This is a genomic window from Pseudohongiella sp., assembly GCF_040877505.1.
GTDB lineage: Bacteria > Pseudomonadota > Gammaproteobacteria > Pseudomonadales > Pseudohongiellaceae > Pseudohongiella.
On sequence record NZ_JBBDNQ010000024.1, the window covers coordinates 214,067 to 238,571 of the forward strand.

The window sequence follows — 24,505 nt, forward strand, 5'->3', positions numbered from 1 at the left end:
GTCTGATGCTTGAAGCAAAGGCTCGCAGTGTTCACTGCGGGCCTTTTTTTTCGGCAGGTCTGCCTGACCTGTCATGATTGCTGGAGACAAATATGAGAGTGCATTTGTTTGTGTTGATAATTCTGCCATTGTTGAATGGCCCTGTCCGGGCCGCAGAAAATGTGGTGTTGATAACGATAGATGGTGTTCGTTGGCAGGAACTGTTTCGTGGTCTGGACCGGCCGCTGGCTGAACACACAGATTTTTCTGCGCGTGGTGAAGAACTGATGACTGAGTTCTGGCGCGAGTCTGCCGCTGAGCGCAGGGGATTGATCATGCCGTTTGTGTACACGGAATTAACCCGGCAGGGTGTCATGGTCGGTGATCGCGACCAGGGTTCGTGTGCGCGTATGAGCAACGACTGGAATTTCTCGTTCCCGGGCTACAATGAAATACTCAGTGGTGTGATCAATGACAGCCTCAATTCCAATGCAAAAGTGGCCAATCCGGAAAAAACCTTTCTTGAACTGTTGCAGGCTAATCCGGCGTGCGAGGGCAGGGCTGCGGCGTTTGGTTCCTGGGACGTTTTTCCCTATATTTATAACGTTGAGCGCAGCGGCCTGCCCGTCAACACGGGTATCGCCAGCGCGCCCGCCAATGACTTTGAACGCTTTCTGAATACCCTGCAGCAGGATATATCACCGCACTGGCCAACTGTGCGGCATGATGCCTTTACCCATCACTACGCGCTGTCATACCTGCGAGAGCAACAGCCACGGGTGCTGCACATTGCCTATGGCGAACCTGACGACTTTGCTCACGATGGCAAGTATGATGAGTATGTCTTTGCATCGCGCCGGGTAGACGGTTTTATCGAAGAAGTCTGGCAAACCTTGCAGTCTCTGGCTCAGTATCGTGACAACACGGTTCTGTTTATCACCGTTGATCATGGTCGCGGTGAAGAGCCGATTGAATCCTGGCAGCACCACGCCAGTCAGCGCGCTGTAGAGCAGTACATGACCGGCCTGGCGATGTATGACAAGGGCATTGAAGGTTCGGATGCCATCTGGATGGCCGCCATGGGGCCGGGGGTGCCGGCACGCGGCGCAGTTGTGCCTGACAGCTGTCTGAGCGCCGATCGTATCGCGGCAACCCTGATGCAGTGGCTGGGCGAAGACTACCAGACCTATAACCGTGCCATGGGCGCGCCAATGAAGGAGTTTATGCAATGAAGGTTATCGTGTTGATGCTTGGTTGTCTGACGATGGCAGTGTTCTCTTCACAGGCATTGACGCAGACAGGGGGGCAGACACTGGCAGATGCGCAGGACCAAATGACCATCGCATTCGGCTCTTGTGTGCATCAGGATCGACCGCAGCCGATCTGGACTGCCGTACTGGCTGATGAGCCGGACGTTTTTGTGTTCCTGGGTGACAACATCTATGGCGACAGTGAGGACCCGGCGGTCCTGCAATCGAAGTACGAACAACTGGGCGCAGTTGCCGGCTTCCAGCGCTTGCGTGAACAGGCAGACACGGTTGCGATCTGGGATGATCACGACTATGGCGTCAACGATGGCGGTGTGGAGTACCCCAGTAAGGAAGCATCCCGGCAAGTGATGCTGGATTTCTGGAACGAGCCCGAAGATTCCGAGCGGCGTACACGCCCGGATGGTATCTATACCGCCTACGAATATGGTGAAGCGGGCCAGAAAGTCCAGCTTATTTTGCTGGATTTGCGCTGGAACCGGACGCCGCTGGTTGAGATAACAGATACCGCCAAACGCGAAGCACGCCTGGCGCAGGACATGGGACCCTACGATGCTGATCTGTCAGCAGGGGCGACCATGCTGGGTGAAACGCAGTGGCAGTGGCTGCAACAACAACTGGCGGTGGAAGCCGATTTGCGCATCATCGGTTCCAGTATCCAGCTGTTGGCTGATTTTACCGGCTGGGAAAGCTGGGCCAACTTCCCGGCTGACCGGCAACGCTTTTTTGAGTTGTTGCAGGCTACACCAGTTGTACCCACGGTGATTATTTCCGGTGATACGCATTGGTCGGAGTTCAGCCGTATTGATGAGGCCGGGCTGCCGTTTGCGCTGGTGGAAATGACATCGTCCGGTCTCACCGAAGAATGGCATGCCATCAGCCCCAACCGTCATCGGGTGGGGGAGGCGCACGCGGTGGCCAATTATGGCCTGATGGAGGTGGACTGGTCGGGTGGTCAGCCCGTGCTGGACATGTCCATTCGGAATGAACAGGGGGAGACGCTGATCCAGCAAACCGTCAGCTTCTGACGATTTCTGCCAGCATGGCTGGGGTGAGATTGGCGCGCAAAGGGCGTATGATGCCCAGCAACAAGTTATCTGAAACGTTTGGGCCTGATAGTTATGGAAACCTTTGCCGCCGCTGTCACTTTGTTCCTGATTATGGACCCGCTGGGCAATATTCCGATATTCCTTAGCGTGCTGTCGGGTGTTGTGCCCGAGCGTCGCCGCCGCATTCTGATCCGGGAGTTGTTGATCGCACTTGGCATCATGTTGCTGTTTCTGTTCACCGGGCCGACGATTCTGACCGCCCTGGGACTGTCGCGCGAGGCAATATCCATTGGCGGTGGTCTGGTGTTGATGATCATCGCGATTCGTATGATTTTCCCCTCGCGCGGCGGGGTCATGGGGGATGATGGCAGCGAAGGTGAGCCCTTGATTGTGCCATTGGCGATGCCGCTGATTGCCGGACCATCGGTGTTGGCAACCCTGGTGCTGCTGGCAGAAACCGGACCGGACCGCAGCGGTGACTGGCTGATCGCGCTGATGGGGGCCTGGACCTTATCTGCGGCGATCCTGCTGCTATCCCAGAAGCTTTACAAACTGCTGGGCGCTCGTGGCCTGAAAGCCATCGAGCGCCTGATGGGCATGATTCTGGTGACCATTTCTGTGCAGATGCTGCTTGATGGATTTAAAAGTTATCTGGCCTGATCAGCGTCCTCGCCCTGGTTTTGACTATCACCTTGCGCTTTGTCGTGGCGCGCTTCCCAGAACGTCGCATTCTTGATGCCCAGTTTGCGTGGATCAAAGGTGATTGGTTTGCCGCTTTCTAATTGCGCCTCGTAATCTTTCAGACAGGTAATGGCCGGGCCGGCGACAAAATAGATTGCCAGTATGCCCACGATATTGATCCAGGCCATGAGACCCACTCCGATATCGCCGATGGTCCAGATAAAGCCCGCATTGTTGACCATGCCATAGGCAACCATGAACATGATGAGGAACTTGACGACCGCCAGTGGAATTCTGGCTTTGAAATAACGATTCAGATACGCGGTGTTGGTTTCGGCGATGTAGTAATAGGCCAGGATGGTGGTGAAGGCAAAAAAGAACAATGAAATACCGACAAATATCGGGCCGAAGTTACCAAAAACGCTGCCCAGGGCCAGCTGGGTGAAGGCGGCCGAATTGATTTCGGTAGCGGCATCAACGTTCTGCACGATAAATTGGCCTGTTTCCAGCGCGCCTTGCACATTGTACTGCTGAGTAATCAGGATCATGAAAGCGGTTGCGGAACAGACAAACAGGGTGTCAACGTAGACCGAGAATGCCTGCACCAGACCCTGCTGAGCCGGGTGATCGACTTCTGCCGCAGATGCCGCATGCGGACCGGTACCCTGACCGGCCTCGTTGGAATAGATGCCACGTCGCACACCCCAGCCAATGGCGGCACCGAAGCCGGCCTGAGCCGTGAAGGCATCGCTGAAAATCAGACTGATAACCCCGGGCAATTGACTCAGGTTCAGGAAAATGATGATCAGCGCCATAATGATGTAACCAATGGCCATGAACGGCACAACGATCTGGGTGAAGTGGGCGATACGCTTGATACCACCAAAAATGATGAAGGCCAGGATCATCAGAATGATGGCCAGTGCCACCAGTTTGTTGGAGCCGACTTCGCCGAACTGGGTGACGACCATGTTGCCTTCGCCGAACACCTGCGCAACGGCATTGCCCACGGCGTTGGCCTGCACGCCTGGCAGGAACATACCGCAGGCGACGATGGCAGCCAGCGCAAACATGACTGCCAGCCAGCGTTGCCCCAGACAGCGTTCAAAGTAGTAGGCCGGGCCACCCCGGTACTGTCCGTCTTCCTCGACCTTGTACAGCTGGCCCAGTGTCGACTCGGCGTAGGCGGTGCTGGCGCCCAGAAATGCGACTACCCACATCCAGAACACGGCGCCGGGCCCGCCAAAACCAATGGCGGCGGCGACCCCGGCAATATTGCCGACACCGACACGCCCCGACAGCGATACTGCCAGTGCCTGAAACGAAGAAATACCCTGTTCTGACTCGTTGCCTCTGAACAGTAGCCGGCACATTTCACGGAAATGACGCAACTGTGCAAACCGGGTGAGCACGGAGTAGAACAGGCCCGCACCCAGACATAACACAACCAGCGCGGTGCTCCAGATTATATTGTTAAGCGAGGTAACCAGACCTTCCATTTTTATATCCTTGGGTTGTCCGTGGGTTTCCCCCGGGTGGCTCAGCCAGCGTACTGGGTAGCTTGCCCGGCGACGATATACCAGCTGACAAACAGCGCATTAATAAACGCGCCGGGCAGATAACTGGCGGTACGGCGATACGTGTATGTGCTGACAATGGCAACAATCAGCAACATAGGCACAAACTGTATCATAACAATGGTATTCAGTGGTTCACCCGGCGTAATCAGAACGCCGCGGATGAACAGACTGCTGTACTGCGCGATCAGGAACACAAGGAAACCGCCCATCAGCGCCAGCGCATTACTGCTGTACTGAGCCAGCGGTCGATCACTGGCAACAGATAACCCGCTGTGCAGCGCCCGCAGTGCCAATACAAAAAATACGGCAAAAGGTACCAGGTAGACCAGCATTATCTGCAGTTGATCCAGGCTCATGGCCTTGACGCCGACAAACCAGAAACGGAAATCGACCTTGAACAGATAGTCTGCCACCAGCACTGACAAGTAGGCCAGGCCGACCGTCGCCAGGGCAATGCTAATGGATGGCAGCAATTGATGGGAATACGTCAATTTGCCCGTGCGCATGATGAAACCGAGTGCAGTGAAGATCACCCCGTTCACAATGGCCCACACGGCAATCTGGCTGGTGATGGTCTGGGGAAACCAGGCAGAGGCTGGCAGCAGCGCGGTGCCCCAGCCCATGGCCGGATAGAATGTGGCGACCGGGATAATGGCGCTGATCGCAGCAGCGACCCACCACTTGCCGGTACGTCGCACGTAGGCGGACGGGCTGTCGGGTGAGCTCAGTCTGCTGAAATACGGCGTCAACAGAAGCATGTTAAAACTGCCCAGGATCAGCATCACGAATCCGATCAGCGCGATCAGGGTGCCGATTTCCTTGTAGAACCAGATCTGGTCAGAGACCGCATCGGGATTGCCGCCCTCCAGTGTTTGCGAGAACCAGTCGATGGCATGACCAATGGACGCATGAGAAATATGATTTCCGGGATGAGTTACTGGCGGAGACTGCCAGATCCGTGCGCTTCCATCCGCGATATTGCCGTAGACTTGCCCGGCGACAACCGGGCCGGTGGTGCCGAACAGGGTCTGCAGCTTGGTGCTGCTGCCGGCGTCGGCGCCTTCGGCGACTTCCCACATCAGCGGCGCGAACTCATCATATTGCGCGAACACCACGGATACATTGCGTGGCCAGTCCGGTGTCCCCGGCAGTGCCATGCCGCTGCCGGTGCTCGATCCCTGCAGCACCATGGATCTGTAGTCATCGGGCGCAGCGGCTGCCGCGGCAAGAACTGTCCAGCCCCCCATGGAATGACCTTCCAGCCCGATATTATTGGTATCCACGATATCGAGGCTACGCAGATAACGCAGTGCAGCGGGGCCGCCAAAACCGTTGGCGAAGGCTGGTGCATCAGAATAGCCGTGACCGGCCTGATCAAGCGCCAACACCACATACCCGCGTCGGGCAAATTCGATGGCAAACCCGGACTGTACTTCGCGCGAATTGATGTAACCATGAACCGCCAGAATGCCGGGTGCGGGGGTGTCGGCAGTGGCATTGGCAGGGATATAAAGCAAGGCACTCAGGGTGTTGCCGTTGGCGCCGGTGAAGCGCACATCCTTGATTTCAATATCACCGACGGTCTGCACCTGGTTGGCGAGCAGTGAGCCCGCCAGAATGATAAGGCAGGCGACAATAAAGGTACGCCAGCTGGGTGGGTTAGGCATCATTGTTATTCTCTCTGTACGGGTCTGCTGACGTTAATTATTATTCAACAGCAAGAGTAACCGTTGCGAAAGCATTGCACAATCGTCAGTCAGGTCCCGGTCGTTGCAGAAGCAGTGCTCAAGGCAGTCTCAAAAATAGTCCAGCAGCACGCTCAGCCCGGCGGCACCGCCAAAGATGTAGATGGCGCAGATAATGCCTTCGCCGATGGAAGCGCCAAGCAGTGTCTTCCATAACTTGATGCGCAATACACTGCACACATAGACAATCATGTCGGTAGGCACAACAGGTATGAAGCCCCAGGCGCTGATTACCAGTAATTCGCGCTGCTTCAGCAGGGCCGTCAAACGCTCGACCTGATTCGGGTAGTGTTCGTGGAAGTAGTGGTCAAAGCGAAACTGGCGGGCCATGAAGTAAACAATGGCCGATGAGGTATAGACTGCCACCTGGTTCACCAGAAACAGGGGCCAGGGCGGGAAGACCAGTACTCCGGCCAGCACGATAGGGGTTGACGGGATCAGGGTAAAACCGCGCAGGGTGGAAATGACAAAGTAACCGAGTAAACCCCATGCCAGGTTGTCGGAGAAGAACTGCCGGATGCTCTCTGGCGCAAACAGTTGCGGGTAGAAAAAGTACAGGGACAGCGACGTGATAACGACGGCAAGCCAGGTGTAGAGTCCGAAAAAGTTGACGGTTTCGAGTTTTTCTTTATGCACGTTGACTACTGACGTCCTTGGTCATGCTGTACACAAAAGCTGGCAGTATGTTCAGGGGCACAAAATCAACGTCATCCATGGGCTTGCCGAATATGGATTCGATGTCTGCCTTGTTGCTTTTGAAATACTGGTATTGCAGGTAGATGCCGCCTTCCTTGAGCCCGTGCTTCAGGGCCTGGATAACGCGGTACAGAAAGGCATTGTTGTCTTTCATGCCTTCAAAATTCTTTAATGGCAGCGAGGACAGGATGACATCGTAGGTGTCTGCCTGCGTCAGTAGCTGGGTGACGCAGCAGTTGTGCAGCTGTGCCTGTTTGTCCGGGTGATTGGTCATGATCTGTTCGATCCACGGATTGTAGTCGGCCTTGATCTCGCACACATCCAACTGTGATTGCTGGCACATGCGCTGAATGATCTCCCGGGTGAACGCGCCGCGACCGCTGCCAATTTCCAGGATCCGCAGGGGCCGGGAAAAGTCTATTTTGCCGACCATGGATTTCACCAGGAAGCCGGAACTGCTGACTATCAGGCCATCTTCGGTGATATTGCGTCTGATGTTTCTGTAGATATTGACGAGCATTGTTCTCCCGGGCGTCAGCCCGCGTATCAGGCGTAGGGCCGTAAATTCGCTGGGAGAGATCATACCCTTAAAGAACGCGTTGTTGTAGTTAATTCAAAGGCCTAGTCCCAGGCTGACGCAAACACAGTGGTCAGTAACAGAGCGATCAGTCCGCTTATCAGCATTTCGCTGGTGGGTTGCCACAATGGTTGCAGCCAAAAAAGCAATGACACGTCGGACAATGCTTGCCCGGACTGGGCTGTCCACATGGTCGTCAGAGGTTGTAGTTGCGACATCCAGGTCTCGAACTGCACGGAGATAACGGCCAGAGCCGTGACGGTCGCCAGTGTCCATACGGAGAACAGCACTTGCTGTCGTCGCCGCTGATGCGCCGCTATGCGTCTCAGGACGGCCAGACTGAAACCGTTGTCGGCAATGGGCGGCCGCTGCCGTAGTTGCTTCTCCAGTGGCTCGGCGTCAAGGGTCATGCTGATTTCTCCTGGCTGGGATTCCGTGAACCCTGCTCTGGCGTGGCAGACAACTGGCACTTCAGTTTCTCCAGTCCGCGTTTGATATGTGATTTGACCGTACCCAAGGGCATTTGCATCATGGTGGCGACCTCCTGGTGAGAGTAGCCCAGAGTCATGTTCAAAGTAATCGCGGCAGACTCCGCTGGTGGCAGATTGAGCATCGCACGCTCAAGGTCGATCTGCCCGGGCCTGTCATCCGGTGACCCGGTCGCCAGCGTCAGCGTTTGCCATGCCCCGTACTGCGCATGAATGTCCCGCTCACGGGTCCGCTGGCGATAGGTCTGCAAGTACTTGTGATAGGCAATACTGCACAGCCATGCGCCAAACTTGCCACGACCCTGATAGTCAGGCAGCTTTTGCCAGGCGACAACAAACACATCCTGCGCCAGGTCGTCTGCCATTTGACTGTTGCCACAAAGGCGGCGCAACAGCGCCCGGACCCGACCTTGATGCATGACTACCAGGCGCCCGAAGGCCCGGTTATCGGCGCCGCTCAGTGCCCGCAGGATCAGGCGCGTCTCCAGCGCCTTGCAGTCTGTCAAATCGGCACCTGTCAATTTGCTATCAGTCAATCCAGTTCCTGCCGGCCACCCGCGTTGTTATTACCGTATTTCATTACCACCAGATATGCGAGTCCGGCGCATAGCAGTACACCGCCAACAAAAATCGTGGCTGTCCAGTTACCCTGCACAGCAAAACCCAGTATCACCGGCAGACTCACCGCTGACAGAATCAGCCCTTTACGCATGTCATTGATCGGTGAATTGTTGTCGCCCAGCAGTTGCAACATCTGCTCGGTGACCTCGCCGTCTCGCTCTGCCAGCTTCAACACGGTGTCCATCCTGCGTATCTGGCTGACATGGCGCAGGTACATAAACACGATGGCGCAAGCGGCAATGCTCAAAAACATGACAATAGCTATCCATTCTTCACTCATGATCTTTCTCCTTGCGATAATATAATAATAGCGTGTCATTGTTAGATGCACCTCCGACACGGTTTGGATGCAACTGGCATAAAAACCTGGCAGGCACCTGTGAAGATGGTTGAGTGTTGCCGGGTCCGCCGCAACATTTGGGTGTACAGCGGCAGTGTCCGGCAGCTAGACTTGCAGACTGCCAGACGTTGCTGTCAGGAGGGTGAAGGTTGTCCACATTGCTGGAGTTTGAACATATTATCGAGGTCAATAATCTGCGTAATGCCGGGTTGTTGGTGCTAAGCCGTGAAGTCCTTTGGCAGGGCCTGGTGTATCGCGCCCGGTACCCTGATCACTTCAATCCTGTGCTCAATTGTCGGCTGGGACCTGGCACTGACGAGCAGTTTGTGCGTTACATTGAGCTTGGTGGCCTGCAGTTGCGTGATGATGTTTTGTTGGTGCCGATGCAGGAAATTTCCACTTTGATAGACGGCCGGACACAAGCGATGCATGCCGAGAGTATCACCACGATTGAAGAACCAGCGCCGGGTCAGTTATTCGTCCGCTTCCGTTATCGGCGTGATGCCATTGCCGTGGAGGGAGGGTTCAATGCCAACGACTATCTCAAGGAAGCGTACCGGCAGCAGGATCGCGATGCCATTATTGCCATTCGTGAGATGGCGTCCAACAACCAGTTGACCGTCAACAGCGGACACTAAAAGGAGATTTGCATGCATCCGCTGGATACCGCGATTGCCCTGAAACCTTTGGCAAAGGGCAGCTACCTGGCACATACCAGTGCTGCCTATGCCAACATGATCGGCCCGTTTGGTGGCACCACCTCGGCGTTGCTGCTTAACGCGGTGATGCGCCATGAGGACAGGCTGGGTGAGCCGATTGCGCTGACCGTCAACTACGCTGCCCCCATTGCAGACGGTGAGATCCTGGTCGAGGCACAGGCCGTGCGCACCAACCGCTCCACCCAGCACTGGCTGATGCAGGCAACGCAGAATGACGAACTGGTGGCCTTTGCCACAGCGGTGACCGCGCTACGACGGGAAACCTGGTCAGCGCTGGAAGCAACGCCGCCGCAGAACGTGAAGGAGCCCCTGTCACTGTCACGCATGGATACCACCAATAAACCTGTGTGGACGCAGTGTTACGACATGCGCTACATGGACGGGGAAATGCCGGGCGAGGCGGGTGGCGCCGAACAGGACGACTCCTACTCCTGTTTGTGGGTGCGTGATGAACCGCCAAGAGCGCTGGATTTTCCGTCGCTGTCAGCCATCTGCGACAGCTATTTTCCGCGTATTTTCATCCGCCGTCAGCGGCGGCTGCCCATCGGCACGGTCAGCCTGACCACCTATTTTCATGCCGACAGTGCCATGCTGGCGGCGCAGGGTGAGCAGTTTTTGCTGGCCACCGCCAAGGCGCTGAACTTTCGCAACGGTTATTTCGATCAGACCGCTGAAGTATGGTCGGCTGACCGGCAGTTGCTGGCCAGCACGCATCAGATGGTCTATTTCAGGGATTGAACGGCTGCAGTGCCCGGGCTGTGCTGTTCAACTGGCCGGCCGGGCAATCACTGCCATGGTCAGGCGCGAGACACACACCGTTTTGCCTTCTTCCGTCTCGATTTTTATTTCCCACACCTGCGTGGTGCCGCCAATATGTACGGCTCGTGCAGTGCCGATCACCCAGCCGGCCGATACCGGGCGGATGTGGTTGGCATTGATATCCAGCCCCACAGCCACCTGGTCATCACGCCGCAGGCAACGGTTGGCGGCGACACTGCCCAGAGTTTCGGCAAACAGCACCGATGCGCCGCCATGCAGAATGCCAAAGGGTTGCACTGTGCGGTTATCCACCGGCATGCGTCCGCGCAGGAAGTCGTCGCCAACCTCAGTGAACTCAATACCCAGTGCAGTGACTGCGGAGTTTTTTGCGTGCTCGGTCATCTGCTGTAAGGTGGTGTCGCGGGTCCAGATAGCCATGGTCAGAATTCTCGTGTGGGTGGTCGGCAGGTATCAGTTCAGCCCATGGGGTAAGGGATGTCTTTGTGCACGGCATCACATTGTTTCATGATGTCGTCACTCAGGGTCACATCCAGTGCTGCCAGCGACTCGTCCAGTTGATCGGCCGTGCGTGCGCCGATGATGGTGGATGCAACAAAATCAAAGTTCATGCTCCAGGCGGTGGCCAGCGTGGTCGGTGACATGCCGGCCTCGCGCGCGATTTCCAGATAGCGCGCGGTTGACGCAAGCGTGCCCGGGTTTAAAAAGCGATCGGCCATGGCGCGCTGCCGCGGGTTGTCCATTTGCAGGTACTCACCAAAACGACTGTTGGGCGGCACTGCCTGCTCATTGTATTTACCGCTGAGCATGCCACCGCCAATAGGTGAGTAAGGCAGCAAGGACACTTTTTCGCGACGACAAACATTGGCCAGCTCGTCGAGGAAGCGGCGGTTGAGCAGCGAGAAGTTGTTCTGGATAGACTGGAAGCGCGCGTAACCCTCGTATTCGGCGACGGTATTGGCCTTGGTCAGGCCATAGGCGTTTTCGTTGGAAGTGCCCAGGTAGCGCACTTTGCCGGATTCCACCAGCCGGTCCAGCGCGTCCATGGATTCATCAATGGGCACCACGTTGTCGGGCCAGTGCACCTGGTACAGATCGATATAATCAATGCCCAGACGCTGCAGACTGCCTTCCACGGCGCGCTCGATATGGTGGCGGTCGATAGCCGTCAGGCCCTGGCGAATGGGCGGTACAAACCAGCCGGACGCGGCCCCGGCGACTTTGGTGGCGATGATCAGCGCGTCACGGTCGCGGGTTTTGATCCACTTGCCAAAAATGCTTTCGGTGATGCCCACGGTTTCCTTGCGTGGCGGCACCGGGTAGACCTCGGCAGTGTCGTAAAAATTGATGCCGCGCTCATAGGCTTTGTCCAGAATGCGGAAGGATTCCTTTTCGTCGCTCCAGCTGCCGAAGCTCATGGTGCCCATGCAGATGGGGCTGACACGCAGGCCGCTGGTGCCGATATATCGATAATTCATAAAGAGACTCTCTTTTGGCTGTCCGCTGATTGCTCGTTTAATCCCCGATTATGGCATTACTAGCTTGTGGGCTGTCAAACCACGTTAAGGTGGTGCTAAGCTTCGACCACGGATAATTGCCGGGCACGTGTCCGGATACACACTTGTTTCAACAACTGCATGACCAACCGCAATCAGGGAGTCAACATGAATAGAACCATAAAAACCATCTGCATCGCCGGGCTGCTCGGCCTGGGTTCCAGCTTCAGCTTTGCTCAGGGGCCCGCTGCCACGATTGATCAGTTGGCCTGGATGACCGGCAATTATGCTGGCGCTCTGGGCCCGAATACGCTGGAAGAGAACTGGATTGCCCCCGAAGGTGGCTCTATCGCTGCAATGGTGCGCATGACCGGCAACGGTGGTACCAGCATGTTTGAAATGATCACCATCGAAGAAGTCGACGGCTCCCTGGTATTGAACGTGCAGCAGTTTGATGCCGGTTTTGTGCCGCGCACGCCGGAACCCATCACCATGGAACTGGCCATGATCATGGACAATCACGTGCATTTCAACGCGGTGACCGAAGGCGGTATGCGCTCCCTGGGTTACACCCTGGACGGCGAAACCTTCACCATTCATGTTGAGCAGGCCAGTGGCCAGACCATGAATATCGAGCTGCAAAAGCGCAGCCTCTGGGACTGAACCGGCTGACAGGCCCGACTTCATGCTACAATTCTGGCCTGATTTGTATTCCAAGGGATTGATGCCATGAAACACCTTTTCGCCCTGAGCATCCTGATGGGCGTCAGCATGAATGCTTACGCAGATATGTTTGCGGTATTCCGCGACGAAGATGGCACCACCAACTGGCAATATATCGCCAATACCAGCGCCAGTCTGCTCATTCTGATTCTGCTGGTGGTGCTGTTTTTCCTGATCCGCGCTAACCTGCGCGCCGGGCGCTCCAACCGGGCGCTGAAAGAGATCAAGGCCACGCTGGAAGACAGGGTCGCGCGACGCACCCGGGTACTGGAAGAAACTGCCGAGCAGTTGCGCAATCGAGAGGCCTATATCACCAGCATTGTGAACTCCATGCCGGTGATGCTGATAGGCATCAATGACCAGTTGCAGGTCACCCAGTGGAATAAAACTGCGGAAGAGATCACCGGTCGGCCCTTCGCCGATGTCACCGGGAAAAATCTGTGGGCGGCGTATCCTGCCATCACCCTGACCGACGAGCATGTGGAAAGTGTCTTGACCACCGGACAGACTCTGCGTCTGAAACACACCCAGCGCGGGCAATACAGTTTTGATATCACCCTGTACCGGTTACGGGACTCGGATGATACCGGCATTGTGATTCTGATTTCCGATATCACCAAACAGGTGAATGCGGAGAGTAAAGTGGCGGAGCGCGACAAGTTGTCAGCGCTGGGGGAACTGGCCTCTGCCATGGCCTACGACATCAGTCTGCCCATCAATACCATTTTTCAGCATGTGTCCGATGCCCGGGAAAAGATCGAGGCAGCCGATGTTGGCCCGATGCAGCAGTTGTTGCTGCAAGAGGTGGAAACGGTGCGGCAGAGTGCGCAGCAGGCGACAGCAATTTCACAGAACCTACTCGAGCTTGCCCGCAGCCATAGCAACGCCAAGCAGGTTGCCGAAATCCCCGCCATCATGGACCAGAGCATTGCGCAGGCCACTGACCTGTTCACCGATGCCGATGGTCTGGCATTCAGGGATATTAAAATCCGGCGCAGTTACGCAGAGGAACTGCCGTCAATGTCGTGTTATCCCGCCGAGCTGGAGCAGGCCTTTACCCGCGTTTTGCGCAGCGCCTTCTACGCGCTCAAGGCCAGGGAGTGGAGTGAGGAAAATCCGGCGTTGATTCATATAGAGATTGGCCAGTTCTTTGATTCGCTATGGATAAAGGTGGCTCACAAAGGCCAGCCATTAACCGCCAGCGAACAACTGGATATTTTTGAGCCGTTTTTTGTGTCCACATCTGACAACGGTGCGTACCCGGTTGAACACCGACTGTCGTATCCATACTTCATCATCACCGAGCACCATCGCGGGCACATGTCGGTGACTTCCGATGAGCAATTTGGCACCTGTTTTAATATTCAGCTGTCACTGGTCTGATTCAAAACACACCATCTGGGTAGAGCTGCCCAGCGTCGGATGCAACTGGCCAATATCTGCGTAACGGGCGCGGTAGTGGTGGCGCCCGGCAACCCCCTCGCACCACGATCTGAACTGTGCCCGGGTCCATTCAAAATAATGACCCGGGTGACGGATTTCATGATCGGCCATGCCGTGGATGGGGTTGTATTCCTTGTTGGGTGTGGTGATGACAATCAAAGCCGGTTTCAGCACGCCAAAAAGAGTTTCCTCAACGCGTGACAAGCGACCCGGTTCTATGTGCTCGATGGTCTCCAGCATGATGGCAGCGTCGATTTCTCCGTCCACGCCTTTGGCATACCAGTCCGTATTTTCAAACGAGCCACGACACACTTTGAGCTGCGCCGGCGGATTGAGCAGGTCAATATTGAGCGCGTGACGGGCTTCGGTCAGCGCGGTGGCATCAATATCAATACCAATCAGCCGGGTGATCTGTTTCAGTTCGCGCAGCCACACCAGTAACTCGCCGTTGCCGCAGCCCAGATCAACGACGCGCCGGGCGCCACTTTGCCGGATTTCGTGCAGCACGGCGTCTATTCGTTGTTGGTGCAGGTCAGTTGGCATGGGCGCATTATACAGCCTTCCGCCTGCAACCGTGAGCTCAGGTTGTCACAGCGTCTGCAGGATGGCTGCCAGTACGACGGTCAACACGAGGCTTGAAATGATGACACCCTTTACGGTGGTCATCGGCCCCTGTTTGCCGAACAGGGCATTGGCCTCCAGCGCCAGCACGATCACCAGTGCCACGATCAGGCCAACGCCGAAGCCTTGAGATGCCAGCGGTGCCGCGCCGCTGCCAGCGCCGTGGAATGAGCCGAACATGCCCATCAGCATGGGCGCGGAAAACAGCGTATTTGTGCGCGAGGCCAGCAGTGCTTTGGCGCCTGCTGCTGCAGCGTCACCGCCGTTCGGATTGAGGCCCAAGGCGATTTTCTGGTTCGGCCAGATCACCAGCCACACGTTCAGAAACATCAATGTCCCCATTGTAGCGCCGAGCACGATGAATCCGTTGGTGCGGCTTCCCACCACGCCGAGCAGGATGACACCGGTGAGGAAGGTGAACATTGCGCCCCAGCGGAACCACCATAAAGCGCTGGGCGCCAGCTTGGTTTTGGCATCCGCCAGTGCTTCGGGCGAGGCCTGTTTGAAGTAGCCGCCCTGGATGAAGTTGAAGTAATACAGCAGCCCTATCCAAGTGATGCCGAACAGGGTATGAGCCCAGCGGGCGAGGAAATCCAGTGTTAAAAGTTCCATAATCGTTCTCCGCATGTTTTGGGGCGTTGCGCCCTTTTATTGTTCGATACTGCAGAAACGAACAGTCCACTACTGTCACAAGTATAATGGAGTGGGGGCGAAGGAGGAAGGGGGGCGAGCAGCGGCAAGACTGCCGCTGTGTGTTACGGAGTCGAGGCTGGCGCCTGGCGCTGCGGCCACGTCTGTTCGATGGCGTAGCCGATGGCCAGTAGCATAGTGTCACTCAGGTGGCGGCCCAGCAGCTCGATGCCCATGGGCAGGCCGGCCTCACTGACACCGATTGGCAGCGACAGGGCAGGGAAACCGGAATTGCCACTGAGGCTGCAATTGTTGCCGGGCTGGTTTTCGCCAACCAGCACGGGCAGTGCAGAAATGGGTGGATAGGCGATCAGATCCAGTTGCTGTGTATCCATGATGGCATTGATGGCCTGTTGCAGATCGCCTCGCGCCGCCATGGCAGCCTGATAACGGGCCGCATCCTGCTCGCCTGCTGCGCTGCGACTGAGCAGCATGTCAACTGCCTCGTGATGCAGGCCGCTGGCAACAATGTCTTCCAGGTTGCGGTACTCGTCGCTGCCAAAGGTTTGCAGGTAAGCATCCAGGTCAGCTTCAAATTCATGACCAATCAGTGCTGAATTGCCAATCAGCTGTGCCATATCGGGGATGGTGATATCAACTATTTCTGCGCCCAGCGTTTGCAACTGTGCAAATGCCTGCTGCATCAGTGCCTGCACCGCCGGTTCCGCATTTGTCAGGTAGGCATCCAGTCTGCCGATACGCAGGCCCTGCAGTGACGCGCTGCCCAGCGCGGCGGCAAACAGCACATCATCATGTTCGCGCATCAGTGCGGTATCAGGGTCCAGCGGGTCGTAACCCACGGTGAGGTCCAGCACGATGGCGAGGTCTTCCACGCTTCTGGCCAGCGGGCCAGCGACATCCTGGGTATGGGCCAGGGGCATGACACCGTAGATACTGCTCAGACCTTTGGTCGGGCGCAGGCCCACCAGATTGTTGAATGCGGCCGGGATACGAATGGAACCGCAGGTATCCGACCCCATGCCAACGGCGGCCATGCTGGCGGCAACGGCCGCAGCGGTGCCACCGCTGGAACCGCCGGGCACCCGGGTCGGATCATAGGGGTTACGGGTCTGGCCGCCCAGCGAGCTGATACTGGTGATGCCGTAGGCAAACTCGTGCAGATTAGTTTTGGCGAGGATTACCGCGCCGGCTTCGCGCAGCAGCCGCACCTGAGTGGCCTCGGCAGTGGGTATAAAATCGGCCAGTGCCCGCGAGGCACCGGTGGTCGGCATGTCGGTGGTGTTGTAGTTGTCCTTGATCACCACCGGGATGCCATGCAACAGACTGCGCGGGCCGCTGCGTTGGCGCTCCGCATCCAATGCCTGAGCCTGCGCGCGGGCATTCTCGTTGAAGCGCAGAATGGCATTGAGTTGCGGGCCCTGCTGATCGTAAGCCTCAATACGGGCCAGGTAACGCTCAAGCAACTGCTCGGCGCTCAGGGTGCCGTCGGCCATTTGTTGCTGCAAGGCAAGAATGCCGGTTTCTTTGACATTGCCTGGGTCAGTGACACGTGGCGCTTCCTTTTCTTGCGGTACGAGCATGCCCTGTGTCTGCATGACCTCGCGCAGGCGATCCGGGTAGTCGGTGATAATGCCGTCAACGCCGATGTCGATAAGATGCGCCATGGTGGCGGCATCGTTGATGGTCCAGGGAATCACCTGCATGCCCAGTGCATGAGCCTGCGTGACCATTTCAGTGGTGGTGAAGGGCTGGTAGTCAGCATCGCTGATCACCCCATTCTGTGGCAGACCGTGTACCGGCGAAATGGCATCGGCGTCGAACGAGGCCACAGCCGCCGGCAGATTGCAGTCAAAGTCGTCCATGTCGATGCCGCCGGTCCACGGCGATGCACCGGGCTCCCCGCACTGAAGAAAGGACTGGGCATTGGACAGAGCGACGATAGGCAAGTCCGGCGCGAGTTCCCTGACCCGCATAAGGGCTCCCCAGTCAAAACTCTGGATGCTCACCTGTTTGTGCATGCGGTGCTGATGAATCTGTTCAATGACAGCTGTTACAAATTCTTCTCTCGGTGCGGTTTCATGCGGGGCGCCGGCCTCCACCTTGGTCTCGATGTTCAGCATTACATCGTAGGCCCGGTAGCGCTTGACCAGGTCAAACACCTCACTGAGCAACACCATGCGCGCGCCGGGCACAGTCAGCTGGCCAGTATGGGGTTCGGCGCGCTGAGAACCGCAGTCCAGGGTGCGGATCTGATCCCAGTGCAGTTCCTTGATGTACTTGCCGACATAGGGAAATTCGGGATCACCGGCGGTGGCTGGCCCGGTATCCAGGCAACGATGGCCCAGTACCTGCCGATCGTGAGTGACCACCACGTAACCGTCCTCACTGACCTGTGTGTCCAGCTCCAGCGTGCTGACGCCCAGTTCCAGCGCATTGGCAAAGGCCTGCAGGGTGCTTTCGGTGACAAGGCCGATGCCGCCGCGGTGGGCCTGCAGGTCGAAGGATTGGGCGTGTTCCTGGGTCTGGGCCTGGGCCTGGCTGGGCAAGGCTGAACTGAGAAAGAACAGGGCCACCAGCTTGTTGTTGAGAGAGCGCATCGTTCGGGTCTTTTTTGATTATAGCCTTGGAGCCGACTATAAAGGGTTTTTGCGCATCGATGCCAGTCACTCTTAAAATTTTTGGGTGAAACCGTGCCCGTTGGTCTACAACAACTATGCAGGAAGCGCTATTGCAATAAGGAGCTGATTACTATGAGAGAACTGAATGCCAGTGAAATAGGAATGGTGGGTGGGGGTAACGACAGTCCGCCGCCGACCATGGGGATTGGGTGTTTTTCGTCGTTGGTATTGGTCGGTATTTCACCATTTTTCGGACCAGTGGCAGTGCTTACGTCTAGCGTGGGTGCCATAAGCGCTTGCGAGGGTGTTGATTTTACATCGTAATGAACAACCTGGTCGCGTTTTCGCAGTGGAGGTGCGACCAGGTTTTCCAGAGTAGAGGGCTGTATGGGCAATATCATGCGTCGGATCATGGGTGCTGAATTTAGGTCGGCGGCGACGAAGCACTACAAGTTGGATCTTTGGCTGACTTTCATTTTTGCCGTCATTTTCACCATATTCTCGTTTACGGCATACGACGCTGGTTGGGCTGGATTATTTTTTGCGGTAATTTTTTTCTGGCATCGCTATGTCGTCCTGAATATTTCCCGAAATTGCCCTGATGTTATGAGAGCAATTTCAGGTCAAATGATTAATTTAAAGCAGGTAGATGAGCTTGCTTCGGAGCGTTCAGAGGAATCCTGAAATTTCTTCACCCAACCCCCCGCAGGCCAATGCCAAAAAATCACGGTCGAAGTGCTATTTCGTTCCTGACTTCGGTGACACCGTTGACTCCGCGTGCGATGGACTCGGCAGTTGCTTTCTCGGTGCTGCTGGTGGCGAAACCAGAAAGTATCACTGTGCCGTTAAGCGTTTCGACGCTGATGCTGGTGCCAGAGACGTCCGAGTCATTGAGCATTCGAGCCTTGACCTGCGTTGTAATGGTGGCATCGTCTATATATTCGCCGACAGTCTGCTGGTCGCGTGCGACAGAACAACTGACGGTGCTTGAGAGGATAATCAGGCCCGTGATAATGGCGGCCAGTGTGGTGTGCAATCTCATAATGGGGTTCCTGTCATTCTGAAAGAATTTGGTTAGTCTCAAGTGCACAATAGTGATACGGCGAAAAAGTGTCTGTGCGTTACAGCACGCTTTGAATCGCATGGTGCATCGTCTCAAGATAGGCCGTGCTGAATGTAAGGCCGATCAAGTGCATAAGACGAATCAGTGGGCCAGAAAATGGTTGCTGAAACCTTGTCTCAAGGAAAACACCAACAGGCTGCGTTAAGGAGATCGATATTTCGCAAAGTAGCCTGCGTCGGTTTCAGCATTTCCCAGCCATTCAACGGAATCAGCAGGCGGATCGACTCTTTACGCTGGCATGACGAACCGAATCGGACAAGGCATCTCCCTCTCTTCTATATCTTGAACACAAAGTGAAAAATTGTTATAGATACGATTCCGCAGGAGTAATGTAGCGGAATGCGATAGGCCAGATTGGCGAGACAGCGGCGCTGTTTTTTCCGTTGTGGTTTATAGCCATTGGCGCGTTTCTGGTGTGGTTATCCCGGCATGTCCGGGTGCAGGGCTGGCAAGGAAACTGATAAGCGCAGCTGCGTAAACACAGGCTAAAGCGAAGGGAGACTTCATGAAGACGCTGCGAAACCACGTCCGCCATTACCCCTGTAGCTGCCTGCTGCTGTTGGTAGCGCTCTTGCCCGCTTGCCATACTCTTGAGTCTTCCCAGCCATCAGCAAGCCCTGAGCCTTTCATCAGCCAGATGGAAGGTTTGTATGGCCCGCGACCAGAAATCGTGACAAGCGAGCAGCTGCATCGGCTGACACCCGAGCAGGAGCGTGAATTTCTGGCCTACTTCAATGCTCCTATTCGCTCTTCCCAACCGCCGCAATGGCGGCTGATTCGTTATCTGGAAGCGCGGCTGTCCAGTTTCAGCTACCGGGGTGAGACGCTTACTGCAGAGCAATCGATCGCCAGCGGCGGCGGCAACTGCCTGTCACTGGCCATCATGACGACAGCCTTTGCGCAACTTGTGGGCGTCGATACCGCGTTTCAACTGATGGATGAAAGGCCGGTCTATGAGATACGCGAAGGGGTGGTGGAAAAGGGTGTACACATCCGTTCACTGCTGCTGGATCCGGGCTGGACACCAGCACAGGGTTTGCTGGGTCGAAGTCGCGGCATCACCGTCGATTATTTTCCCAGTGGCCGGGAACGTTTCGTACGTAACCTGCGCTATGCCGACTATCTGGCGATGTACTATCGCAATGTGGCCGTCGAAGCGCTCAACACGGGCGATCTGAACAAGGCGTTCTGGCTGAGCATGGAAGCCTTGCAGCACGCACCGGACAGCTCCGAAACGCTGAATTTGCTGGCGGTCGTCAATCGCAAGGCCGGGCATGTTGATCTGGCTGAACGCACATATTTGTATGCACTTGAGCATGCCAGCGAGAAACTGACGCTGCTGAAGAACTATCGCACGCTCCTGGCACTGGAGGGTCGTAATCGGGAAGCGACCCTCATCGATCAGCGGTTGCGGCGCATCGAAGATCCCAGTCCCCATAACTGGTACCTGCTGGCGCAATCCTCGTACGCCGAAGGCAACTATGCAGAGTCAGCACGCTACTACCAGCGGGCCATCGCAATTGCCCCCTACCTGGACGAGGCCCACCTGGGCCTGGCGCTGTCGCTCTATGGTATGGGAAAGAGGGAGACTGCTGTGGACGCTTTGCAGCTGGCCATCGATAACGCAGGCAGAAGTCGTGAGCGCCGACTGTACAAGGCCAAGCTGGAATCGCTGCAGCACACGCTTTGAGCCTTCGCTTTGGCGGGGCAGCCGCTCCAAATGAAGTGATCAGCACAATGAAATGAGTGACAAATATGAACAATAACACTCCCAGCGGCCCCGGCGGCAGCCAGACATTTTCACCCGACAGTCATCTGGCGCAGACCCACGACGTGTTCAACCAGCCACCGCCGCTGGAAAACTACAATCTGTATCTGCAGGACATCGCGCTGCAGGATGCCGTCAAGCGCGAGGGAGCTGCCTATGCCACGGACGCGCTGACCGAACTGGGCGCCCTGGCTGGTCGGCGCGACACCATCGCACTGGGCTTCCAGGCCAACGAAAACAAGCCGGTATTCCACAGCCACGATCGTTTCGGTCACCGCATCGACGAGGTGAGCTTCCACCCGGCTTATCATGAGTTGATGCGCATCGCTCATGAGCACGGTCTGCACAGCAGTCCCTGGGAGAACCCCGGTGTCGGTGCCCATGCCGCCCGGGCAGCCAAATATTATCTGCACTCGCAGGTGGAAGCCTCGCACGGTTGCCCCATCACCATGACGTTTGCGGCCATGCCTTCCATCATGAAGCAGGCGGATCTTGCCAAATACTGGGCTCCCAAGATTCTGTGTCGCGACTACGATCCGCGCAATGTGCCTGACAGCCAGAAAACATCCGTCACCATCGGCATGGCCATGACCGAGAAGCAGGGCGGCAGCGATGTCCGCGCCAACACCACAAAAGCCACGCCAACCGGCAGTGGTGGTCCGGGGCAGGGTTATGAACTGGTCGGCCACAAATGGTTTGTCTCCGCGCCCATGTGCGACGCATTTCTGGTGCTGGCGCAGGCGCCTGCAGGCCTGTCGTGTTTCCTTATGCCCCGCTGGCGACCCGATGGCACTCGCAATCCCTGGCAGATACAGCGCCTGAAAAACAAGATGGGCAATGTCGCCAATGCCTCCAGCGAAGCTGAATTGCGCGGCGCACTGGCCTGGATGATTGGCGAGGAAGGCCGCGGTGTGGCCACGATCATTGAGATGGTCGCGATGACCCGCTTTGATTGCATGATTGGCAGCGCTGCCGGCATGCGGCAGGCCACCGCGCAGGCGCTGCATCACTGTCATCACCGCAGTGCTTTTGGCGCACGGCTCAATGAGCAGCCGCTGATGCAGAACGTACTGGCCGACCTGGCGCTGGAAAGCGAGGCAGCTCTGCTCTATACCCTGCGCATGGCCCGCGCCCTGGATGCCCCCGATAACGAACAGGAAAAGCTCCTGCTGCGGCTGGCCACGCCGGTCGGAAAATACTGGATATGCAAGCGCAGCCCCAATCACGCCTATGAAGCAATGGAATGTATTGGCGGCAGCGGCGTCATGGAAGACTGCATCATGCCGCGGTTGTTTCGAGAGTCGCCGGTGAACGCGATCTGGGAGGGATCCGGCAACGTGCAATGTCTTGATACCCTGCGCGCCCTGGAGAAATCACCTGACAGCCTGGACGCGTTTTTTGCGGAGGTAAACACCGCCAAAGGCAGCGACCGGCTCTTTGACGCATTCGTGGAAAAACTGGAACAGTCATTCGGCATAATCGGAACCGATCATCACCGTATTGCCTTTCAGGCGCGGGATCTGGTCGACCGGCTGGCGGTGTCACTGCAGGCATCGTTGCTGATCAGATACTCAACGCCAGCGGTCGCCGACGCGTTTTGTGCCTCCCGTCTTGCGAGCACCGGCACTCACAATATCGGAGCGCTGCCCATTAACGTGGATGCCGCTGCCATAATCAAGCGGGCAACGCCCCGTGTCTGATCAAGGTTCCGCTGAAGCCGCTTCCGCCTGCCACATGAGATTAGACTGCGTCACTGCATAAATCGGTGTAATCGGCAGGCCTGCTGAACGCAGCGCCCGGGCGCTCCACATGTTGGACGTGTGTGGCAGCAGGTAAATCCCTCTAGCGGCAAAAAATGCACTTTCCCCATAAAGGCCCGGCTGCTCGTATATCGCCTGACCGTCATCGTCCGCCTGCATGTGGGTCGCGAGAAACTCGGCCAACGCCTGCATACCTTCGCTGGAGAGTTGCAGGGGAACAGTTTCGCTGTAGGGGAAGCGCTGCTGCACTGGCTGATCGAAACCGACGATATGCATTACTGTTGATGTGGGCAGTAAGGCTGCCTTGAGCAGCAAGCCTGCGCCGGGATCGGGGTTGGGGTAGTAGTCGGCGTCGCCCCAGCCGAATTCCAGCCAGCGCCCGTTAGGGTAGTGCGATGAATCGGGTAATTGGGGCAGAACCCGCTCGGCCTCGACCACGATACCCACGTGCCACCCGTGAGCAGTCAGGTAGACCGGCACGGGGCGCAGCGCTGGATCCGCCGGGTACAGCCCGGCTGCCGGTCCAAGACAGGCAGTGAGCGTCAGCAACAGTATGGTGGTTGTCAGGCGGAGCCAGACTGTGCTTTGTGTGTGGCGGAACGTCAGCATCGTGTCAGCTTACCGCACTTTGGCTCAGAGTTTGCGTCCCAGCCGTTTTTCGACCTGACGTTTTTCCCAGGCTGCCGAGAACACGCTGAGCTCCACGAAGACATTGAGTCCATGGGAGAGCAGGCCAACGCCCCAGCCCAGAGCCGGCCCTATTACCCAAAGATACTCAGATCGGAAAACAAGGTTGATGACCAGCAGCACGGGCATGATCAGCAGGTACAAACCCAGGTGTATGTAGAAGCCCTTGATGTCGCGCACCTGGCTGAGGGCTTTCTTCTCCTCTGCGGTGAGAGTTGTGTCGTTCAAGCCGGATTCGGTATTTACAGATTTGGTGTTCACAGGTGCCTCCGGTTTCAGTTCGTTGAAATCGATCTCGAAGACAGCTGCCAGGGATTTCAGCGTTTCCAGCTCGGCACTCTGGCCGCGCTCGACCCGCTGAATGGTGCGCACACTCAGCCCGCTCATCTCGGCCAGTTGCTCCTGCGACCAACCGCGTTTCAGTCGAAGTTTGCGTACGATCATCGTTTCATTCCCTTGCTGCTGTCAGAGGCACAGTATTGCAATCTATTGCCCGATTGTGGACGACAGCGACGCGACTGTCACCTGACAGGAACCCAGAACTTTAAACGAATCGATATCGACTCTGGACTATTTCACCCAGCAATACGTCCGTGTGGATGTGACTGAGTTGGAGTTTGTTGCTCAGTTTTCCGAAAAGAGTAGCCCCGCCCCCAAGTAGGACCGGCAGAGTTGAGATAATCAGATCGTCGACTAAGCCTGCCTGTAGAAAGCTCTGTATGGTCTTTCCGCCATCAATATATAAGTCCTTGAAGCCGCGCTTGTTCAGCTTGTCGGTCACCTCAAGTGGGGACCCACTGATGAGTTCGACGTTTTCATCCAGATTGGTTGGTACGGTATCCAGGGTGGAGGTTAGGACAAAGGTCGGCTTCGGATACGGCCAGTCTCCCCCGAAACCGCAGACAGTCTCAAAAGTAACTCTGCCCATCACTATTGCATCAATTCCGTCAATGAACTCAACAAACCCCAGGTCACTATTCTGGGGGTTTGGAACCGAATACAGCCAATCCAGCCCTCCATTGCTGTCAGCTATGTATCCATCCAGACTGGTAGCAATATATACATGATTACCCATAACTTTCCCCTTGGGTTTGC

Annotated in this window: 26 protein-coding genes; 10 read left to right on the forward strand and 16 right to left on the reverse strand. The window is 56.5% G+C overall.

Translation table 11 applies throughout. From position 1 onward, the window contains the following. Positions 1-92 precede the first annotated feature (92 nt). From WD071_RS09235 to WD071_RS09245, 3 genes are all read left to right on the forward strand, one after another. On the forward strand, positions 93-1,211 hold the full coding sequence (locus WD071_RS09235; protein ID WP_368048075.1) for a hypothetical protein: 1,119 nt from the start codon (positions 93-95) through the stop codon (positions 1,209-1,211). Beyond that, the gene (locus WD071_RS09240) at positions 1,208-2,275 is read left to right on the forward strand and encodes an alkaline phosphatase D family protein (RefSeq protein ID WP_368048076.1); all 1,068 of its coding nucleotides are present in this window, start codon (positions 1,208-1,210) and stop codon (positions 2,273-2,275) included. The genes WD071_RS09235 and WD071_RS09240 overlap by 4 nt, the downstream gene beginning before the upstream one ends. A gap of 93 nt (positions 2,276-2,368) precedes the next feature. Next, the gene (locus WD071_RS09245; RefSeq protein ID WP_368048077.1) at positions 2,369-2,956 is read left to right on the forward strand and encodes a YhgN family NAAT transporter; all 588 of its coding nucleotides are present in this window, start codon (positions 2,369-2,371) and stop codon (positions 2,954-2,956) included. Here the strand turns inward: WD071_RS09245 and WD071_RS09250 are convergent. From WD071_RS09250 to WD071_RS09280, 7 genes are all read right to left on the reverse strand, one after another. After that, the gene (locus WD071_RS09250; protein WP_368048078.1) at positions 2,944-4,476 is read right to left on the reverse strand and encodes an alanine/glycine:cation symporter family protein; all 1,533 of its coding nucleotides are present in this window, start codon (positions 4,474-4,476) and stop codon (positions 2,944-2,946) included. The two genes, WD071_RS09245 and WD071_RS09250, sit on opposite strands and share 13 nt — an antisense overlap. 41 nt (positions 4,477-4,517) lie before the next feature. Beyond that, positions 4,518-6,227: an alpha/beta hydrolase family protein gene (locus WD071_RS09255; protein ID WP_368048079.1), complete on the reverse strand. Its 1,710-nt coding sequence runs from the start codon at positions 6,225-6,227 to the stop codon at positions 4,518-4,520. 126 nt (positions 6,228-6,353) lie between these two features. Further along, entirely contained in the window at positions 6,354-6,938 is a 585-nt protein-coding gene (locus WD071_RS09260; RefSeq protein ID WP_368048080.1) for a TVP38/TMEM64 family protein, read from the reverse strand. Further along, the gene (locus tag WD071_RS09265; RefSeq protein WP_368048081.1) at positions 6,931-7,518 is read right to left on the reverse strand and encodes a class I SAM-dependent methyltransferase; all 588 of its coding nucleotides are present in this window, start codon (positions 7,516-7,518) and stop codon (positions 6,931-6,933) included. Before WD071_RS09265 ends, WD071_RS09260 begins: the two co-directional genes overlap by 8 nt. A gap of 101 nt (positions 7,519-7,619) precedes the next feature. Then, positions 7,620-7,985, reverse strand: coding sequence for a hypothetical protein (locus WD071_RS09270; protein ID WP_368048082.1), 366 nt, complete (start codon positions 7,983-7,985; stop codon positions 7,620-7,622). Further along, positions 7,982-8,599 carry an RNA polymerase sigma factor gene (locus tag WD071_RS09275; protein WP_368048083.1) on the reverse strand — a complete coding sequence of 206 codons (618 nt, stop codon included), beginning with the start codon at positions 8,597-8,599 and terminating at the stop codon, positions 7,982-7,984. Before WD071_RS09275 ends, WD071_RS09270 begins: the two co-directional genes overlap by 4 nt. Further along, positions 8,596-8,964, reverse strand: a complete 369-nt coding sequence (locus tag WD071_RS09280; protein WP_368048084.1) for a DUF6249 domain-containing protein — start codon at positions 8,962-8,964, stop codon at positions 8,596-8,598. Before WD071_RS09280 ends, WD071_RS09275 begins: the two co-directional genes overlap by 4 nt. Positions 8,965-9,173: 209 nt before the next feature. Between WD071_RS09280 and WD071_RS09285 the strand changes: the two genes are divergently transcribed. Together WD071_RS09285 and WD071_RS09290 are read left to right on the forward strand one after the other, a co-directional pair. Next, positions 9,174-9,662 carry an AtaL-like protein gene (locus WD071_RS09285; RefSeq protein WP_368048085.1) on the forward strand — a complete coding sequence of 163 codons (489 nt, stop codon included), beginning with the start codon at positions 9,174-9,176 and terminating at the stop codon, positions 9,660-9,662. Between the two features lie 12 nt (positions 9,663-9,674). Continuing rightward, positions 9,675-10,481, forward strand: coding sequence for an acyl-CoA thioesterase (locus tag WD071_RS09290; protein ID WP_368048086.1), 807 nt, complete (start codon positions 9,675-9,677; stop codon positions 10,479-10,481). Positions 10,482-10,508: 27 nt separating this feature from the next. On the opposite strand, the gene WD071_RS09295 is transcribed toward WD071_RS09290, so the two are convergent. Continuing rightward, on the reverse strand, positions 10,509-10,940 hold the full coding sequence (locus WD071_RS09295) for a hotdog fold thioesterase (protein WP_368048087.1): 432 nt from the start codon (positions 10,938-10,940) through the stop codon (positions 10,509-10,511). Between the two features lie 38 nt (positions 10,941-10,978). Further along, the gene (locus tag WD071_RS09300) at positions 10,979-11,998 is read right to left on the reverse strand and encodes an aldo/keto reductase (protein WP_368048088.1); all 1,020 of its coding nucleotides are present in this window, start codon (positions 11,996-11,998) and stop codon (positions 10,979-10,981) included. Between the two features lie 186 nt (positions 11,999-12,184). Between WD071_RS09300 and WD071_RS09305 the strand changes: the two genes are divergently transcribed. Then, complete coding sequence (locus WD071_RS09305) at positions 12,185-12,679, forward strand: DUF6265 family protein (RefSeq protein ID WP_368048089.1); 495 nt, start codon at positions 12,185-12,187, stop codon at positions 12,677-12,679. Positions 12,680-12,745: 66 nt separating this feature from the next. After that, positions 12,746-14,122 (forward strand): PAS domain-containing sensor histidine kinase, encoded by a 1,377-nt coding sequence (locus tag WD071_RS09310; RefSeq protein ID WP_368048090.1) that lies wholly within the window; start codon positions 12,746-12,748, stop codon positions 14,120-14,122. Here the strand turns inward: WD071_RS09310 and WD071_RS09315 are convergent. The 3 genes from WD071_RS09315 to WD071_RS09325 all read right to left on the reverse strand — a co-directional run bounded on the left by WD071_RS09315 (position 14,111) and on the right by WD071_RS09325 (position 18,051). Further along, complete coding sequence (locus tag WD071_RS09315; RefSeq protein WP_368048091.1) at positions 14,111-14,725, reverse strand: methyltransferase domain-containing protein; 615 nt, start codon at positions 14,723-14,725, stop codon at positions 14,111-14,113. The genes WD071_RS09310 and WD071_RS09315 overlap by 12 nt on opposite strands. Before the next feature lie 45 nt (positions 14,726-14,770). Then, positions 14,771-15,415 carry a urate hydroxylase PuuD gene (locus WD071_RS09320; RefSeq protein WP_368048092.1) on the reverse strand — a complete coding sequence of 215 codons (645 nt, stop codon included), beginning with the start codon at positions 15,413-15,415 and terminating at the stop codon, positions 14,771-14,773. A 143-nt stretch (positions 15,416-15,558) separates the two neighbouring features. Next, complete coding sequence (locus tag WD071_RS09325; RefSeq protein ID WP_368048093.1) at positions 15,559-18,051, reverse strand: amidase family protein; 2,493 nt, start codon at positions 18,049-18,051, stop codon at positions 15,559-15,561. 408 nt (positions 18,052-18,459) lie between these two features. On the opposite strand from WD071_RS09325, the gene WD071_RS09330 reads away from it, so the two are divergent. Further along, the gene (locus WD071_RS09330; protein ID WP_368048094.1) at positions 18,460-18,756 is read left to right on the forward strand and encodes a hypothetical protein; all 297 of its coding nucleotides are present in this window, start codon (positions 18,460-18,462) and stop codon (positions 18,754-18,756) included. A gap of 40 nt (positions 18,757-18,796) precedes the next feature. Here WD071_RS09330 and WD071_RS09335 read toward each other — a convergent pair whose 3' ends face one another. Next, a complete protein-coding gene (locus tag WD071_RS09335) occupies positions 18,797-19,114 on the reverse strand; it encodes a BON domain-containing protein (protein WP_368048095.1) in 318 nt (105 codons plus the stop codon). A 586-nt stretch (positions 19,115-19,700) separates the two neighbouring features. On the opposite strand from WD071_RS09335, the gene WD071_RS09340 reads away from it, so the two are divergent. Together WD071_RS09340 and WD071_RS09345 are read left to right on the forward strand one after the other, a co-directional pair. Then, complete coding sequence (locus tag WD071_RS09340) at positions 19,701-20,885, forward strand: tetratricopeptide repeat protein (protein WP_368048096.1); 1,185 nt, start codon at positions 19,701-19,703, stop codon at positions 20,883-20,885. Between the two features lie 65 nt (positions 20,886-20,950). Beyond that, entirely contained in the window at positions 20,951-22,663 is a 1,713-nt protein-coding gene (locus WD071_RS09345) for an isovaleryl-CoA dehydrogenase (protein ID WP_368048097.1), read from the forward strand. On the opposite strand, the gene WD071_RS09350 is transcribed toward WD071_RS09345, so the two are convergent. The 3 genes from WD071_RS09350 to WD071_RS09360 all read right to left on the reverse strand — a co-directional run bounded on the left by WD071_RS09350 (position 22,664) and on the right by WD071_RS09360 (position 24,485). After that, a complete protein-coding gene (locus tag WD071_RS09350; RefSeq protein WP_368048098.1) occupies positions 22,664-23,332 on the reverse strand; it encodes a DUF2459 domain-containing protein in 669 nt (222 codons plus the stop codon). A 24-nt stretch (positions 23,333-23,356) separates the two neighbouring features. Further along, the gene (locus WD071_RS09355) at positions 23,357-23,854 is read right to left on the reverse strand and encodes a 2TM domain-containing protein (RefSeq protein WP_368048099.1); all 498 of its coding nucleotides are present in this window, start codon (positions 23,852-23,854) and stop codon (positions 23,357-23,359) included. A gap of 100 nt (positions 23,855-23,954) precedes the next feature. Next, a complete protein-coding gene (locus WD071_RS09360) occupies positions 23,955-24,485 on the reverse strand; it encodes a dihydrofolate reductase family protein (protein ID WP_368048100.1) in 531 nt (176 codons plus the stop codon). Between the last annotated feature and the right edge of the window lie 20 nt (positions 24,486-24,505).

Bases quoted from the DNA above. Each gene is read 5' to 3' on its own strand.
- WD071_RS09235 (WP_368048075.1), top strand. From the start codon at position 93: ATGAGAGTGCATTTGTTTGTGTTGATAATTCTGCCATTGTTGAATGGC.
- WD071_RS09240 (WP_368048076.1), top strand. From the start codon at position 1,208: ATGAAGGTTATCGTGTTGATGCTTGGTTGTCTGACGATGGCAGTGTTC.
- WD071_RS09245 (WP_368048077.1), top strand. From the start codon at position 2,369: ATGGAAACCTTTGCCGCCGCTGTCACTTTGTTCCTGATTATGGACCCG.
- WD071_RS09250 (WP_368048078.1), bottom strand. From the start codon at position 4,476: ATGGAAGGTCTGGTTACCTCGCTTAACAATATAATCTGGAGCACCGCG.
- WD071_RS09255 (WP_368048079.1), bottom strand. From the start codon at position 6,227: ATGATGCCTAACCCACCCAGCTGGCGTACCTTTATTGTCGCCTGCCTT.
- WD071_RS09265 (WP_368048081.1), bottom strand. From the start codon at position 7,518: ATGCTCGTCAATATCTACAGAAACATCAGACGCAATATCACCGAAGAT.
- WD071_RS09270 (WP_368048082.1), bottom strand. From the start codon at position 7,985: ATGACCCTTGACGCCGAGCCACTGGAGAAGCAACTACGGCAGCGGCCG.
- WD071_RS09280 (WP_368048084.1), bottom strand. From the start codon at position 8,964: ATGAGTGAAGAATGGATAGCTATTGTCATGTTTTTGAGCATTGCCGCT.
- WD071_RS09290 (WP_368048086.1), top strand. From the start codon at position 9,675: ATGCATCCGCTGGATACCGCGATTGCCCTGAAACCTTTGGCAAAGGGC.
- WD071_RS09295 (WP_368048087.1), bottom strand. From the start codon at position 10,940: ATGGCTATCTGGACCCGCGACACCACCTTACAGCAGATGACCGAGCAC.
- WD071_RS09300 (WP_368048088.1), bottom strand. From the start codon at position 11,998: ATGAATTATCGATATATCGGCACCAGCGGCCTGCGTGTCAGCCCCATC.
- WD071_RS09305 (WP_368048089.1), top strand. From the start codon at position 12,185: ATGAATAGAACCATAAAAACCATCTGCATCGCCGGGCTGCTCGGCCTG.
- WD071_RS09310 (WP_368048090.1), top strand. From the start codon at position 12,746: ATGAAACACCTTTTCGCCCTGAGCATCCTGATGGGCGTCAGCATGAAT.
- WD071_RS09315 (WP_368048091.1), bottom strand. From the start codon at position 14,725: ATGCCAACTGACCTGCACCAACAACGAATAGACGCCGTGCTGCACGAA.
- WD071_RS09320 (WP_368048092.1), bottom strand. From the start codon at position 15,415: ATGGAACTTTTAACACTGGATTTCCTCGCCCGCTGGGCTCATACCCTG.
- WD071_RS09325 (WP_368048093.1), bottom strand. From the start codon at position 18,051: ATGCGCTCTCTCAACAACAAGCTGGTGGCCCTGTTCTTTCTCAGTTCA.
- WD071_RS09330 (WP_368048094.1), top strand. From the start codon at position 18,460: ATGGGCAATATCATGCGTCGGATCATGGGTGCTGAATTTAGGTCGGCG.
- WD071_RS09335 (WP_368048095.1), bottom strand. From the start codon at position 19,114: ATGAGATTGCACACCACACTGGCCGCCATTATCACGGGCCTGATTATC.
- WD071_RS09340 (WP_368048096.1), top strand. From the start codon at position 19,701: ATGAAGACGCTGCGAAACCACGTCCGCCATTACCCCTGTAGCTGCCTG.
- WD071_RS09345 (WP_368048097.1), top strand. From the start codon at position 20,951: ATGAACAATAACACTCCCAGCGGCCCCGGCGGCAGCCAGACATTTTCA.
- WD071_RS09350 (WP_368048098.1), bottom strand. From the start codon at position 23,332: ATGCTGACGTTCCGCCACACACAAAGCACAGTCTGGCTCCGCCTGACA.
- WD071_RS09355 (WP_368048099.1), bottom strand. From the start codon at position 23,854: ATGATCGTACGCAAACTTCGACTGAAACGCGGTTGGTCGCAGGAGCAA.
- WD071_RS09360 (WP_368048100.1), bottom strand. From the start codon at position 24,485: ATGGGTAATCATGTATATATTGCTACCAGTCTGGATGGATACATAGCT.